Origin of the sequence: Pseudomonas chlororaphis subsp. piscium, assembly GCF_003850345.1 — a bacterium.
Taxonomy (GTDB): Bacteria; Pseudomonadota; Gammaproteobacteria; order Pseudomonadales; family Pseudomonadaceae; genus Aquipseudomonas; species Aquipseudomonas piscium.
Map to the genome: position 1 here is coordinate 6,072,777 of NZ_CP027707.1, position 13,796 is coordinate 6,086,572.

The 13,796-nt window shown below is 61.1% G+C and carries 10 protein-coding genes and 4 tRNA genes; 6 read left to right on the plus strand and 8 right to left on the minus strand.

The genetic code is table 11. From position 1 onward, the window contains the following. Positions 1–94 precede the first annotated feature (94 nt). The 3 genes from C4K38_RS27520 (at position 95) to C4K38_RS27530 (ending at position 4,066) form a co-directional block, all read left to right on the plus strand. Positions 95–688, plus strand: a complete 594-nt coding sequence (locus tag C4K38_RS27520) for a fimbrial protein (RefSeq protein ID WP_009045689.1) — start codon at positions 95–97, stop codon at positions 686–688. Between the two features lie 50 nt (positions 689–738). Beyond that, on the plus strand, positions 739–1,464 hold the full coding sequence (locus C4K38_RS27525) for a fimbrial biogenesis chaperone (protein WP_053280976.1): 726 nt from the start codon (positions 739–741) through the stop codon (positions 1,462–1,464). 109 nt (positions 1,465–1,573) lie between these two features. Beyond that, positions 1,574–4,066 (plus strand): fimbria/pilus outer membrane usher protein, encoded by a 2,493-nt coding sequence (locus tag C4K38_RS27530; protein WP_053280977.1) that lies wholly within the window; start codon positions 1,574–1,576, stop codon positions 4,064–4,066. Between the two features lie 328 nt (positions 4,067–4,394). On the opposite strand, the gene C4K38_RS27535 is transcribed toward C4K38_RS27530, so the two are convergent. The 7 genes from C4K38_RS27535 to rluD form a co-directional block, all read right to left on the minus strand. Continuing rightward, positions 4,395–4,471: transfer RNA gene (locus C4K38_RS27535), tRNA-Pro, on the minus strand. Between the two features lie 93 nt (positions 4,472–4,564). After that, a tRNA-Lys gene (locus tag C4K38_RS27540) sits at positions 4,565–4,640 on the minus strand. A gap of 5 nt (positions 4,641–4,645) precedes the next feature. Further along, positions 4,646–4,722: transfer RNA gene (locus C4K38_RS27545), tRNA-Pro, on the minus strand. A 9-nt stretch (positions 4,723–4,731) separates the two neighbouring features. Then, positions 4,732–4,807, minus strand: a tRNA-Asn gene (locus C4K38_RS27550). 314 nt (positions 4,808–5,121) lie between these two features. Then, entirely contained in the window at positions 5,122–7,686 is a 2,565-nt protein-coding gene (gene clpB, locus C4K38_RS27555) for an ATP-dependent chaperone ClpB (protein ID WP_025807527.1), read from the minus strand. A gap of 130 nt (positions 7,687–7,816) precedes the next feature. After that, complete coding sequence (gene pgeF, locus C4K38_RS27560) at positions 7,817–8,542, minus strand: peptidoglycan editing factor PgeF (protein ID WP_053280978.1); 726 nt, start codon at positions 8,540–8,542, stop codon at positions 7,817–7,819. Continuing rightward, a complete protein-coding gene (gene rluD, locus C4K38_RS27565; RefSeq protein ID WP_053280979.1) occupies positions 8,539–9,501 on the minus strand; it encodes a 23S rRNA pseudouridine(1911/1915/1917) synthase RluD in 963 nt (320 codons plus the stop codon). The genes pgeF and rluD overlap by 4 nt, the downstream gene beginning before the upstream one ends. A 152-nt stretch (positions 9,502–9,653) precedes the next feature. On the opposite strand from rluD, the gene C4K38_RS27570 reads away from it, so the two are divergent. From C4K38_RS27570 to C4K38_RS27580, 3 genes are all read left to right on the plus strand, one after another. After that, the gene (locus tag C4K38_RS27570; protein WP_009050934.1) at positions 9,654–10,676 is read left to right on the plus strand and encodes an outer membrane protein assembly factor BamD; all 1,023 of its coding nucleotides are present in this window, start codon (positions 9,654–9,656) and stop codon (positions 10,674–10,676) included. Positions 10,677–10,810: 134 nt separating this feature from the next. After that, complete coding sequence (locus tag C4K38_RS27575; protein WP_038575645.1) at positions 10,811–11,044, plus strand: PP0621 family protein; 234 nt, start codon at positions 10,811–10,813, stop codon at positions 11,042–11,044. 273 nt (positions 11,045–11,317) lie between these two features. Continuing rightward, entirely contained in the window at positions 11,318–12,646 is a 1,329-nt protein-coding gene (locus C4K38_RS27580) for a sigma-54-dependent transcriptional regulator (protein ID WP_053280980.1), read from the plus strand. On the opposite strand, the gene thiO is transcribed toward C4K38_RS27580, so the two are convergent. Then, positions 12,643–13,743: a glycine oxidase ThiO gene (thiO, locus tag C4K38_RS27585; protein WP_053280981.1), complete on the minus strand. Its 1,101-nt coding sequence runs from the start codon at positions 13,741–13,743 to the stop codon at positions 12,643–12,645. The genes C4K38_RS27580 and thiO overlap by 4 nt on opposite strands. Between the last annotated feature and the right edge of the window lie 53 nt (positions 13,744–13,796).

Sequence of the window (13,796 nt, forward strand, 5' to 3'; positions counted from 1 at the left end):
AGCCATAGAACAATCAATAGTTTAAGAATGGTCTTATTGTAACGACCGAAGTGAAGACACAAGATTGCACCTCCAACTTTAGCAGGTACATGAAATGTCCAAACTTCTCAAAAGCATCATCTCCATGGCTATCGCTGGCGCGGTCAGCACTTCCGCTCTCGCGGCAGATGGCACTATCAACTTCACCGGTGACATCGTCGCCGCCTCCTGCAAAATCGACGGCGGTTCCGGCACCAACGTTGGTGGTGAAAAGGGCAAGCAGAACATCGACGTCAACCTCGGCAAGGTCAGCAGCGACTCGCTCGCTGGCTCCGCAGAAGGCGGCATCGTCGGCGGTAAGGGCATCAACCTGAACCTGGATTGCGGCGGCACCGCAGAGGGCCTGAAGTCCGTCAAGCTGCAGTTCGACCCGATGAGTGGCTCCGGCATCGACAGCAAGAACGTCTCGCTGCTGAAAGTCACCGGTGGCGCAGAAGGCGTGGGTATCGGTCTTTACAACAGCAGCAACAAGCTGGTGAACCTCGGCGCGAACGAAACCATCGATGGCGCACTGGTAGCAAACAAAGAAGGTGAAACCACCACCTACACCGCCAACCTGAACCTGCGTGCAGGTTATGTGGCGAACGGCTCGCCGATCAAAGCAGGTCCTGCGAACGGCACCCTGCCGTTTACCTTGACTTACGAGTAACCCGCGCCAAAGGGAGGGGCCTGCGCCCCTCCCTCCGACCTGGAGCCGCTATGAAAGCCTCACTATTGACACGTCTTGCGCTCGCCAGCGCGATGACGCTTTTTGCGTCGATGGCCAGTGCCGGCATTACGCTGGATGGCACACGCGTCATCTTCGCTGCGCCAGCCAAGGAAACGTCCGTCGTCGTCAGGAACCAAGGCTCGAATGACATCATGGTCCAGTCCTGGGTCGAGCCAGACACCAACGGGCCCGCGACCGACGTACCGTTCGCCATTACCCCTCCCCTGGTTCGCCTTGGAGGCAACAAGCAGCAGATCCTGCGCATCCTCTATCAAGGCCAGGGGCTGCCTACCGACAAGGAATCCGTGTTCTGGCTGGCCGTGCAGGAGATTCCGCAAAAAGCCAAGGACGAGAACACTCTGCAGATCGCCATACGGCAGCGCGTGAAACTGTTCTACCGCCCGGCCAACCTGCCGGACACCGCGGCGAATGCAGCCAAGAGCCTGCAATGGAAGCTGGTGGAACAAAACGGCAAAGCCGCGCTTTCCGTGACCAACCCTTCCGCGTACCACGTGTCCTTTTCTGGTAGCACCGTGACGCTGCGCAATGGCAAGGACAAGGGCACCGCCACCGCAGAAATGCTGGCACCAGGAGCAACACGCACCGTCGAGATCAAAGGCTCGGCTGGCATGAGGTCCGGAGCCACAACAGTGGAATTCGACAGCATCAACGATTACGGCGGGCTGGACCGAGTCACCAGCAAACTTTCCAACTAACGGAAAACAGCCATCACTCGTGTCGCTCGCTAGAGCGCACCGCTTTATCTCCGACTTTTTAATCAGGTCAGTGCCTCGGACATCCGATGCACGATCGAAAGGATTCCGCATGCCCATTCTTCAGAGAGAGCTCAGCTTCAGGATCGCCCGACGGGCGTGCGCGACCTGCCTCATGGCACTGGGGCTGGCCTCGAAGCTGTCCGCCGCAGAGGCCGAGTTCGCCGACTCCTTTCTGAAAATGGAGGGCACTCCGGTGGACCTCAAGTTTTTTGAGAAAGGCAGTGCAGTTCCGCCAGGCACCTACAGCGTTGACCTCTACCTGAACAACGTGCTGATCAAGCGCCAGGAAATCACCTTCGCCGCCGATGCCTCCGGACAGGTCAAACCCGCCATCTCGCTCGGGCTGCTCAAAGAGCTTGGACTCAACGCGGGCAAAGCCCAGCAGGATGGACTCATCGCCGCGGACGCCAAGGATGAGCAGCCGTTCGACGTCAGCGCCCAGATCGCCGGCGCCGCGGTGGACTTCGACGTCACCAACCTGGCATTGCAGTTCAGCATTCCGCAGGCATACGTCCAGCGTTATTCCCGCGGTTACGTCGACCCATCGGTTTGGGACGACGGCATCACGGCCTTCTACAGCGACTACCAGGCCAACTTCAACCGCAATACCAACCAGGGCAGGAAGAGCGACTACCACAACCTGAACCTGCGCAACGGTTTCAATATCGCCGGCTGGCGCTTTCGCAACGAATCCGCCTTGACCGGCGGTACCGGTACAAAAAGCGAGTTCAAGAGCAACCGCACCTATCTGGAGCGCGATGTCCGGCGCCTGAAAGGCAAGCTTTCCCTGGGCGAGCTGTACACCCCAGGCGAGATCTTCGACAGCGTGCGTTTTCGCGGTGCACAGATCGCTTCGGACCTCGGTATGCTGCCTGACAACGAGATCGGCTACGCGCCCGTGATCCGTGGCATCGCTGAATCCAATGCCACTGTAGAAGTACGGCAAAACGGCTACGTGATCTATTCCGCGTCGGTGCCGCCTGGCGCCTTCGAGTTCACTGACATCTATCCCAGCGGTTCCAACGGTGACCTGCAGATCAAGATCATCGAAGCAGATGGCCGGGTACGCGAATATCAGCAGTCCTATGCCTACCAGCCGGTCATGACCCGGCGCGGCAACCTTCGCTACAGCGTCACCGCCGGTGAATATCGCTCCAACGACCAACCGTCGCCGTCGTTCACCCAGGGCACAGCCGTCTACGGTGTGACCGATAACCTCACCGGTTATGGCGGCGCGCTGCTCGCGCAAGACTATCGCGCCGTCAACATTGGTGCGGGCGTGAACTCCAGCCTCGGCGGTATTTCTTTCGACGTCACCAGCAGTGAATCGAAGACCCAGAACGGCAGGAGCAACAAGGGTCACAGTGCGCGCTTCCTGTACTCCAAGACGCTGAACGCCACCGATACCACCTTCACCATGGCCGGCTACCGCTATTCCACCGAAGGCTATCGCAGCTTCAGCCAGCACGTGGACGACCTCATGTATCAGGACCGTGCCGGCTTCAGCGCCCAAAAGAGCCGAATCAACCTCCGGGTGAACCAGAGCCTGTCACAACGAGGCTCGTTGTACCTCAGCATGGATGAAACCAACTACTGGAATCAGCAGGGCCGTACGCGTAACTGGCAATTTGGTTATGGCAGCAGCATTGCCAGCGTCAGCTACAACCTGGCGGTGTCACGCACCCAGAGCGACCCCATGAACGGTGGTTCGGATACACAACTTACCGCCAGCATCAGCCTGCCGCTGGGAGGGAGAAGCAGTTCTCACCGCCTCTCCAGCAACGCCATCAGCTCGAGCAAGGGCGACTCCTCGCTGCAGTCGAACGTGTCCGGCTACCTGGACGACCAGGCCACCCTCAGCTACTCGGCACAGGCCGGCCACAGCAAAAGAAACGGCAGTACAGCCGGCGCCGGCCTGGACTGGGATACCCCCGTCGCCAAGCTGCGTGGTGGCTACAGCCAGGGTCGCGATGACAAGCATATCGACCTGGGTGCTTCTGGTTCCCTGCTGGTGCATAGCGGTGGAATCACCCTTGGCCAGCCACTTGGCGAGACCTTCGGCCTACTGGAAGTTCCAGATGTCGATGGCGTCGGGGTATCCGGCTGGAACGGCGTACGCACCAATGGTAAGGGTTACGCGGTGGTGCCCTATATGCAGCCTTATCGCTACAACTGGGTGAACCTGGACACCCAGACCCTGGGGACCGATACCGAGATCAACGAAACCTCCAAGGTGCTGGTGCCGACCCGTGGCGCCATCGTCAAGACAACTTACGCCGCACAGACCGGTCGCCGCCTGCAGTTCGTCCTGCGCGCGGAGCAAGGCAGCACCATCCCCTTCGGCGCCCAAGGGTACGACGAGGAAGGCAAGCCCCTGGGTATGGTCGACAACCTGTCGCGCCTGCTGGTCTTCGGCGTTGCCGACAAGGGCCGACTGGAGATTCGCTGGGCCGAGGGCTCCTGCACAGTGGACTACACACTACCGGCAGCAAACAAGGAATTGGCTTACGAACGCGTGGATGGCCTTTGCCGGGCTTTGTGAACACCGTAGACGCCCCTCGCAACGAGGGGCTGGCCACAGAGATATAATCTGATCACTCCCACATTGCGCTTATTGGCATGAGCCTGGCCAAGCCAGCGCTCCCAGCCAGTACATCCCCCTGCTCACCTCATCTACATCGAATATGTCCGCCAGGCAGCGTACAGCGGCGAAACAAGGGGCGCCAAGGGATACCTACTGAACAAATCTCCCCAAACAAAAATGCCCCGAATGATCGGGGCATTTTTTTGCATCGCGCCAAAGACACAACCGACGCCGAATTTCGGGCAAAAAAAATCCCCGTATCTTTCGATACGAGGATTTTTCAGTATGGTCGGGGTAAGGGGATTCGAACTCCTGACATCCTGCTCCCAAAGCAGGCGCGCTACCGGACTGCGCTATACCCCGGTAAAAAAAAGACACCTTTTAAAGGCGCCTTCTGCGAACAGAGCTTTTGGCGTCTGATCTTAAGATTCGATTCCAGCGAACTGGTTTCAAAAATGGTGGGTCGTGTGGGATTCGAACCTACGACCAATTGGTTAAAAGCCAACTGCTCTACCAACTGAGCTAACGACCCAAATATGGTCGGGGTAAGGGGATTCGAACTCCTGACATCCTGCTCCCAAAGCAGGCGCGCTACCGGACTGCGCTATACCCCGGCTTGAAATTGGCTCCGTGACCAGGACTCGAACCTGGGACCCAATGATTAACAGTCATTTGCTCTACCGACTGAGCTATCACGGAACTGAACATTTCAATTTACAACTTTTACAGCAGGCTTTTATTTCTAGAAGCCTCCTCGTTGACCCTGCCCGTATCGCTACGTTCGTGTCTCTGAGGCGCGCTATTCTACAATCTTAAAAACCTCTGTCAACCCCCTAAATTGCTTTCAAGACAATGATTTGCAACTTATTTCAGTTTTTTCCTCGGGGAGGAAAAAGCCTTGGGGTGACGTACTGCGGGGCGCACTTTACAAGCCTTTGCCTTACAGTTCAACGCCCTATGCAAAAAAAGGCCTCGCAATGCGAGGCCTCCTTCATAACGACGCCCTATTTGGCTCAGGCGAAGACGATTTCGTCGTTTTCCACCTTGGCCGTCACAGTGGCCCCCGGCAGGAAACTGCCAGACAGAATCAACTGCGCCAGCGGGTTCTCGATCCAGCGCTGGATCGCTCGCTTGAGCGGACGCGCGCCATAGACCGGGTCGTAACCCACGGCAATCAGTTTGTCCAAGGCCTCGCCACTCAGCTCCAGCTTGAGCTCGCGCTCGGCCAGCCGGCCACGCAGGCGACCCAACTGGATCTCGGTGATGCCGGCGATCTGATCCCGGGCCAATGGCTCGAAGATCACCACTTCGTCGATCCGGTTGATGAACTCCGGACGGAAATGGGTCGACACCGCATCCATCACCGCCGCCCGCTGGGCTTCGCGATCCCCTACCAGCTCCTGGATCTGCGCCGAACCCAGATTGGAGGTCATGACGATCACCGTATTACGGAAATCCACGGTACGCCCATGACTGTCCGTCAGGCGGCCGTCTTCCAACACCTGCAGCAGAATGTTGAACACGTCTGGATGGGCCTTCTCGACCTCGTCCAGCAGGATCACCGAATAAGGCTTACGCCGCACCGCCTCGGTCAGGTAACCGCCCTCCTCGTAGCCGACGTAGCCTGGAGGCGCGCCGATCAACCGAGCCACGGAATGTTTCTCCATGAATTCGGACATATCGATCCGCACCATCGCCTCTTCGGTATCGAAAAGGAATTCGGCCAGCGCCTTGCACAGCTCGGTTTTACCCACACCAGTCGGGCCGAGGAACATGAACGAGCCACTTGGCCGGTTCGGATCGGACAACCCGGCGCGGGAACGCCGCACGGCGTTGGCCACCGCCACCACGGCTTCGTTCTGGCCGATGACGCGCTGGTGCAGCAGGCTTTCCATTTTCAGCAGTTTGTCACGCTCGCCTTCGAGCATCTTCGACACCGGAATACCGGTCCACTTGGACACGACTTCGGCGATTTCCTCTTCGGTCACCTTGCTGCGCAACAGCTGGTTCTCGCTTTGGCCATGCTGGTCGACCATCTGCAGGCTGCGTTCCAGGTCCGGGATCACCCCGTACTGCAACTCGGCCATGCGGTTCAGGTCGCCCTTGCGGCGCGCGGCTTCCAGTTCCTGACGGGACTGCTCGATTTTCTGCTGAATCTGCGCCGAACCCTGCACTTCGGCTTTCTCCGAGGCCCAGACTTCTTCCAGATCGGCGTATTCGCGCTCCAGGCGGGTGATCTCTTCCTGGAGTTTCTCCAGGCGCTTGATCGCCGCTTCGTCGTCTTCCTTCTTCAGGGCCTGGGATTCAACCTTCAGTTGAATCAGGCGCCGCTCCAGACGGTCCAGCACCTCCGGCTTGGAGTCGATCTCCATGCGGATACGGCTGGCGGCTTCGTCGATCAGGTCGATCGCCTTGTCCGGCAGCTGCCGGTCGGTAATGTAGCGATGGCTGAGCTTGGCCGCGGCAATGATCGCGCCGTCGGTGATCGCCACCTTGTGGTGCACCTCATAACGCTCCTTCAGGCCACGCAGGATGGCGATGGTGTCTTCTTCGCTCGGCTCATCCACTAGGACTTTCTGGAAGCGCCGCTCGAGGGCTGCGTCCTTCTCTATATATTGGCGGTACTCGTTGAGCGTGGTGGCGCCGACGCAATGCAGCTCGCCCCGGGCCAGGGCCGGCTTGAGCATGTTGCCCGCATCCATCGAACCTTCGCCCTTACCGGCGCCGACCATGGTGTGCAGTTCGTCGATGAACAGAATGATCTGCCCTTCCTGCTTGGACAGCTCGTTGAGCAGGGATTTCAGGCGTTCTTCGAACTCGCCGCGGTACTTGGCACCAGCGATCAGCGCGCCCATGTCCAGGGACAGCAGGCGCTTGCCTTTCAGGCCGTCCGGCACTTCGCCATTGATGATGCGCTGGGCCAGGCCTTCGGCAATCGCGGTTTTACCCACGCCAGGCTCACCGATCAGCACCGGGTTATTCTTGGTCCGACGCTGCAGCACCTGGATGGTCCGACGGATTTCGTCGTCACGGCCAATCACCGGGTCGAGCTTGCCGTCTTCGGCGCGCTTGGTCAGGTCGACGGTGTATTTATCCAGGGCCTGGCGCGACTCCTCGACGTTGGCGTCATTCACCGCCTCGCCGCCACGCAGGTTATTGATCGCATTTTCCAGCGCTTTCTTGCTGACACCCTGGCCCAGCAGCAATTTGCCGAGCTTGCTGTTTTCGTCCATGGCCGCCAGCAGCACCAGCTCGCTGGAGATGAACTGGTCGCCTTTCTGTTGCGCCAGGCGATCGGCCTGGTTCAGCAGGCGCGCCAGATCCTGCGACATATTCACGTCGCCGGTGGGGTTCTGGATTTTTGGCAAGTGATCGAGCTCTTTGCTCAACTCCTTGCGCAGGCTGTTCACGTCGAAGCCCACTTGCATCAGTAGCGGCTTGATCGAACCGCCCTGCTGTTCGAGCAGGGCCTGCATCAAGTGTGCAGGCTCGATGGCCGGATGATCGAGGCCGACCGCCAGGGATTGAGAGTCGGATAATGCCAGCTGCAGCTTGCTGGTTAATCGGTCTATACGCATTAGTCACCTTCCTTTTGAGCAGGTCGGAGCGATGGACACACCTAAATAGAGAAACCTGCCAGATACCCCTGTAGATGCGGTCGATTCTGGAAGATTCAAGCCTGTCGAGCTTGACACAGGTCAGAAGAGTCTAGCGTTCCAGCCAGATCAGGGAAGCGAAGCGCCCGGTACGCGAGCTGCGGCGGTAGGAATAGAAACGTGGATCGCTCACAGTGCAGAAACCACCGCCATACACGGCCGTGACGCCGTATGCCGCCAGGCGCAGGCGGGCCAGTGTATAGATGTCAGCCATGAGCTTGCCGGGATTGTGGCTCGGCACAAAGGCCTGATCGGTTTGCGGCAGGTGCCGGACGAACGCGTCACGGACTTCCGGCCCGACCTCGAAGGCTTGCGGACCGATGGCCGGCCCCAGCCAGACCAGTACATCCTCAGGCGCAACCTTCAGGCTATCGAGTGTCGCCTCCAGCACCCCGGCCGCCAACCCGCGCCAGCCGGCATGGGCCGCTGCCACACGAGTACCGGCGCGGTCGCAGAACAGCGCCGGCAAGCAATCGGCGGTCATGGCGCTACAGGCGATGCCCGGCGTGGCCGTCCAGCTGGCATCGGCGGTGGCGACGACGAACGGATCCGCCTCGACCACATCAATGCCGTGAACCTGCTTCAGCCAGGCTGGCTCTATAGAGAAACGATCGGTCAGGCGACGGCGGTTTTCGGCCACCGCCTCTGGGTTGTCATCGACATGATCGCCCAGGTTGAGGCTGTCGAACGGCGCCAGGCTGACGCCGCCCGCACGGGTGGTGACGCAGGCTTTGACCCCGGCCGGCGCGGGCCAGTCAGGAATCAGCCAGTCACTCATCCGACAAAGGCCTCGCGATCCTGCTTGAGCAGGGTCAGCAGCCAGACGAAGTCTTCCGGCAGCGGCGATTCCCAGCTCATGCGTTCACCAGTGGTCGGATGATCCAGCTCCAGGAAACGCGCATGCAGCGCCTGACGCGGGAAGTGTTTCAGGGATTCGACCATGGTCGGGTTCGCCGCCGGCGGAATGCGGAAGCGACCGCCGTAGGCCGGATCGCCGACCAACGGGAAGTTGATGTGCGCCATGTGCACGCGAATCTGGTGGGTACGACCGGTTTCCAGCTTGACCCGCACATGGGTGTGGGAACGGAAACGCTCGAGCACGCGGTAATGGCTGACGGCCTGCTTGCCACCTTCCATCACGGCCATGCGCTGGCGCTGCTGGCCATGCCGGCCGATCGGCGCATTGATCTTGCCACCGGCGGTGACCACGCCGATCACGATGCATTCATAGATGCGGCTGACGCTGCGGTTCTGCAACTGGGCAACCAGCTGGGTCTGCGCCTGAATGGTCTTGGCCACCACCATCAGACCGGTGGTGTCCTTGTCCAGGCGGTGGACGATGCCGGCGCGCGGCACATTGATGATGTCCGGGACATGGTGCAGCAGGGCGTTGAGCAGCGTGCCATCGGCGTGACCGGCGGCGGGGTGGACCACCAGGCCGGCAGGCTTGTTGATGACCAGGATATCGTCGTCTTCATAGACGATATCCAGCTCGATGTCCTGAGCGATCCATTCTCCCTGAGCTTCCTGCTCGGCGGTCAGCTCAAGAACCGCGCCGCCATGGACGATGTCTCGCGGGCGGATAACCGCTCCATCCACAGTCAGGCGGCCGTCTTTGATCCAGGCGGAAAGGCGCGAGCGCGAGTGCTCAGCGAATAATTGGGCGGCGACTTGATCGAGGCGTTGGCCGCCCAGTTCGGACGGCACCTCTGCGCGAAGTTCAATTTTATCGGACATGCTCAGACTAGGCGTCGGCACAGCCTTTGGTTTCGGCTGCGCGCTTGTGGTTAAATACGGCGTCTTTTGCCCCGAGGCTTTTTCAACGGGGCGCTCATCATAACAGGACGGCCCCGCCCAAGACAGCGGCCGTCATAGGGACGCAAGCCGCCATGCAAGTGAAACACCTGCTGCTGATCGCCATCCTCGCACTGACCGCTGCTTGCTCATCGAAGGAAGTCGTTGACGAAAACCTGAGCGAGGTCGAGCTGTACCAGCAGGCGCAGACCGACCTGGACAACAACAGCTATACCAGCGCCACCGCCAAGCTCAAGGCCCTGGAGTCGCGTTATCCGTTCGGCCGCTACGCGGATCAGGCACAGCTCGAACTGATCTATGCCAACTACAAGAACGCCGAGCCGGAAGCCGCCAAGTCCGCCGCCGAGCGTTTCATCCGTCTGCATCCACAACACCCGAACGTGGACTACGCCTACTACCTCAAGGGCCTGACCTCCTTCGACCAGGACGTCGGCCTGTTGGCGCGCTTCCTGCCGCTGGACATGACCAAGCGTGACCCGGGTGCCGCCCGCGACTCCTACAACGAGTTCGCCCAGCTCACCAGCCGCTTCCCGAACAGCCGCTACGCGCCGGACGCCAAGCAGCGCATGATCTACCTGCGCAACCTGCTGGCCTCCTACGAAATCCACGTGGCCGACTACTACCTGACCCGTCAGGCCTATGTAGCCGCCGCCAACCGTGGCCGTTACGTGGTGGAAAACTTCCAGGAAACCCCGTCGGTGGCCGATGGCCTGGCAGTGATGACCGAGGCTTACCAGCGTCTGCACCTGGACGAACTGGCCGCTACCAGCCTGGAAACCCTGAAGCTCAACTACCCCGATCACCCGAGCCTGGTCGACGGCCAGTTCGTGCCACGGGTCGCCGAGGCGGACAACCGCTCCTGGCTGAGCAAGGCCACCCTGGGCCTGATCGAGTCCCGTCCACCGCTGCCGCCGGGAGAAACCCGCGCCAACCAGGACGTGATGAAGCAATACCAAGACGCCAAGGACGCGATTCCGGCCGAGCTCAAGCCTAAAGACGCCAATGGCGACGCTGTCGAAGAAGAACAGCACGAAGCCGAAGGCAACAACAGCGACCGCTCGTGGTTCAGCTACATGACCTTCGGCGTGTTCGACTGACACCGCCGCGGTTACCAAAAAGGGAGACTTTCGAGTCTCCCTTTTTTTGTCCGCGGGTTTCAGCGCTGATTACACTGTGCGCCCGGCATGAGCTTGGCTAAACTGCCGGTTCCTCACTCACATAGCTGGCTACCATGCTTCGTTTACTGTTCTGGATCGCCCTGATTGCCGCTGCGGTATGGCTCTGGCGCAAATTCAAGCAGCCCGCCTCCGGCACCGCTGCGCCCCGCGAACCCAGCACCACGCCGATGGTGCGCTGCGCCCATTGCGGCGTGCACCTGCCCCGTGACCGGGCCCTGAGCCTTGAGCAGCAGTGGTATTGCAGCCAGGCCCACCTGGAGCAAGGCCCGATCTCCCGCGAGCGCTGAGCCTCGACCGACAGCGGTGCATATAACGTCAAAAGCACGTTGTTTGCATCGCTGAATAATTCGCTACAAAAAACCGTCGCCCCCTCCTCCCCTCACCTCCGACCGGCAACCCTCGGGAAACCGGGGCTCTCCCCCTGCGCAGCATCCTGAACCCGGCCAAACAGCCCGGCCTTGAGCGGGGCGAACAGTCTCAAGCCTGCCTAGACTTCAGGACACGCCAGGATGGCGGGTGCTCTCGCACCTCTTTCGCTCACGGATGAAGCAGTAAGCGGCATGAGCCCACGGCAAAAAGTCCTGATCGTCGATAACGATCCAGGCATTCGCGAATATCTGGAAATCAGCCTCGGCCGGATGCAACGCCATACCCGCAGCGCCCGCACCTTGGGCGAAGCGCGTCGCTGGCTGGCCCGGGAGGGTTTCGACCTGTGCCTGAGCGACCTGCATCTGCCCGACGGCACAGGGCTGGAATTACTCGAGCATATCCAGCACCGTCGGCTGCGAATGCCGCTGGCAATACTCAGCACCTGCGCCCGCCAGGAAGCCGCGGCCCAGGCCCTGAAGGCCGGTGCTATCGACTTTCTGAGCAAACCCGTGGCCCTGGCCCGCTTGCGCGAACTGCTGAACAGCGCCCTGCTCGGATCGACGCCAGCGCCCCCTGCTACCGGCCCCTTGCTCGGCGATTCGGCCGCCATGCACAAACTGCGCGGACAGATCGACAAACTGGCCCAGAGTCAGGCCTCGGTCTATATCAGCGGTGAGTCCGGCAGCGGCAAGGAATTGGTCGCCCGTGCCATCCACGACCAGGGATCACGGGCCAGCCGCGCCTTCGTGCCGATCAACTGCGGAGCTATTCCGCCGGAACTGATGGAGAGCGAGTTTTTCGGCCATCGCAAAGGCAGCTTCAGCGGTGCCATCGAAGACAAGCCCGGTTTGTTCCAGGCAGCGCACGGCGGCACCCTGTTTCTCGATGAGGTGGCCGATCTGCCGCTGGCGATGCAGGTCAAATTGCTCCGTGCGCTCCAGGAGAAGGCCGTGCGCTGTGTCGGTGGGCAGCAGGAGGTCCAGGTCGATGCGCGCATTCTCTGCGCCACCCACAAGGCGCTGCAGGCGGAAGTGCGTGCCGGGCGTTTTCGTCAGGACCTCTACTACCGCCTGAACGTGATCGAGCTGCCGGTGCCACCGCTACGGGCACGCAAGGACGATATCGAACCCTTGGCCATAACCATCCTCGAGCGCCTGGCGCAGGGCGACGGCCAACAGCTGGCACGGCTTCAGCCAAGCGCACTGTTGGCGCTCCAGGGTTACGACTTTCCCGGCAATGTGCGCGAACTGGAGAACCTGCTCGAACGGGCGCACACCCTGTGCGAGAGCCGGCAAATCGAAGCACGCGATCTGCGCCTGACGCCAAACGGCGCCCACCCGGCCATCGCGCCCGACCCGGCACAGGTGATCGACCTTGAGAAACATCTGCAAGAAGTCGAGCGCCGGCTGATCCTCCAGGCCCTGGAGCACACCCGCTGGAACCGCACCGCGGCGGCCCAGCGTTTGAGCCTGTCGTTTCGTTCGATGCGCTACAGGCTGAAGAAACTCGGCCTGGATTAGATTCGCCCACTGGGCGCATAAGGCGCCGGATCGATGATCGGCTCCCGTCCCAGCATCAGGTCGGCGAACAGCTGGCAGGACGCCGGTGCCAGGACCAAGCCATTGCGGTAATGCCCGCAATTCAGCCACAGCCCAGCCAGCCCCGGGACAGGGCCGATATAGGGAATGCCCTCGGGCGAGCCCGGACGCAGCCCCGCCCAATGCCCCACCACCTCGGCCTGCGCCAGCGCCGGGATCAGTTCGATGGCCGAAGCCTTCAGGCTTTCCAGGGCCGATGAGGTCGGGGTCTTGTCGAAGCCTTCGTGCTCCAGGGTGCTGCCGATCAGGATGTGGCCATCGCGCCGGGGAATCGCATAACGTCCCTTGGCCAGGACCATGCAGGAAAGAAACTCCGAGGAGCACTTGTAGAGGATCATCTGGCCTTTGACCGGCTCCACCGGCAATGCCAGGCCGAGGCTCTTGAGCAATTCGCCGCTCCAGGCCCCTGCCGCCAGCACCACCTGATCGCCACGAATTTCGCCCAGGGAGGTCTGTACCCCGAGGACCCGCTCCCCTTCGCGGATAAACCCGCTGACTTCGCACTGCTCGTGAATGGTCACCGCCGGCAACGCCGCCAGGGCGGCCTTCAGCGATTTGACCAGGCGCGGATTGCGCACGTTGGCCACGTCGGCCATGTAGATCGCCCGCGAAAAACCGCCGCCCAGCACCGGCACCGCGTCATGGGCCGCCGAGATATCCACAGCGCTCAATGGCCGCTGTTCGCGCCGGGCCCAGGCCAGCGCTTCGGCTTCGTCGTCGAGGTCCAGCCAATACAGGCCGGTGGTGTGCACTTCGGGATCGACCCCGGTGGTGGCGAACAGGCGTTCGGCCAGCTGTGGATAAAAATCCTGCGACCAATGCGCCAGCGCCGTGACCGCTGGGCTGTAGCGCCAGGGGTACAGCGGCGAGACGATCCCGCCACCGGCCCAGGAGGATTCCTGGCCGACATTCGAGCGCTCGAGCAGCACCACCTGCTGCCCGGCGGACGCCAGGTTGAACGCGGTCAGCAGGCCGATCACTCCACCGCCGACAATCACCACTTGCTGTTGCTTTGCCATAGTCCAGTCCAGGAAGAAAAAACACCGGGCACCGCCAGCACCCGAGAAGGTTG

Bases quoted from the DNA above. Each gene is read 5' to 3' on its own strand.
- C4K38_RS27520 (WP_009045689.1), top strand. From the start codon at position 95: ATGTCCAAACTTCTCAAAAGCATCATCTCCATGGCTATCGCTGGCGCG.
- C4K38_RS27525 (WP_053280976.1), top strand. From the start codon at position 739: ATGAAAGCCTCACTATTGACACGTCTTGCGCTCGCCAGCGCGATGACG.
- C4K38_RS27530 (WP_053280977.1), top strand. From the start codon at position 1,574: ATGCCCATTCTTCAGAGAGAGCTCAGCTTCAGGATCGCCCGACGGGCG.
- clpB (WP_025807527.1), bottom strand. From the start codon at position 7,686: ATGCGTATAGACCGATTAACCAGCAAGCTGCAGCTGGCATTATCCGAC.
- pgeF (WP_053280978.1), bottom strand. From the start codon at position 8,542: ATGAGTGACTGGCTGATTCCTGACTGGCCCGCGCCGGCCGGGGTCAAA.
- rluD (WP_053280979.1), bottom strand. From the start codon at position 9,501: ATGTCCGATAAAATTGAACTTCGCGCAGAGGTGCCGTCCGAACTGGGC.
- C4K38_RS27570 (WP_009050934.1), top strand. From the start codon at position 9,654: ATGCAAGTGAAACACCTGCTGCTGATCGCCATCCTCGCACTGACCGCT.
- C4K38_RS27575 (WP_038575645.1), top strand. From the start codon at position 10,811: ATGCTTCGTTTACTGTTCTGGATCGCCCTGATTGCCGCTGCGGTATGG.
- C4K38_RS27580 (WP_053280980.1), top strand. From the start codon at position 11,318: ATGAGCCCACGGCAAAAAGTCCTGATCGTCGATAACGATCCAGGCATT.
- thiO (WP_053280981.1), bottom strand. From the start codon at position 13,743: ATGGCAAAGCAACAGCAAGTGGTGATTGTCGGCGGTGGAGTGATCGGC.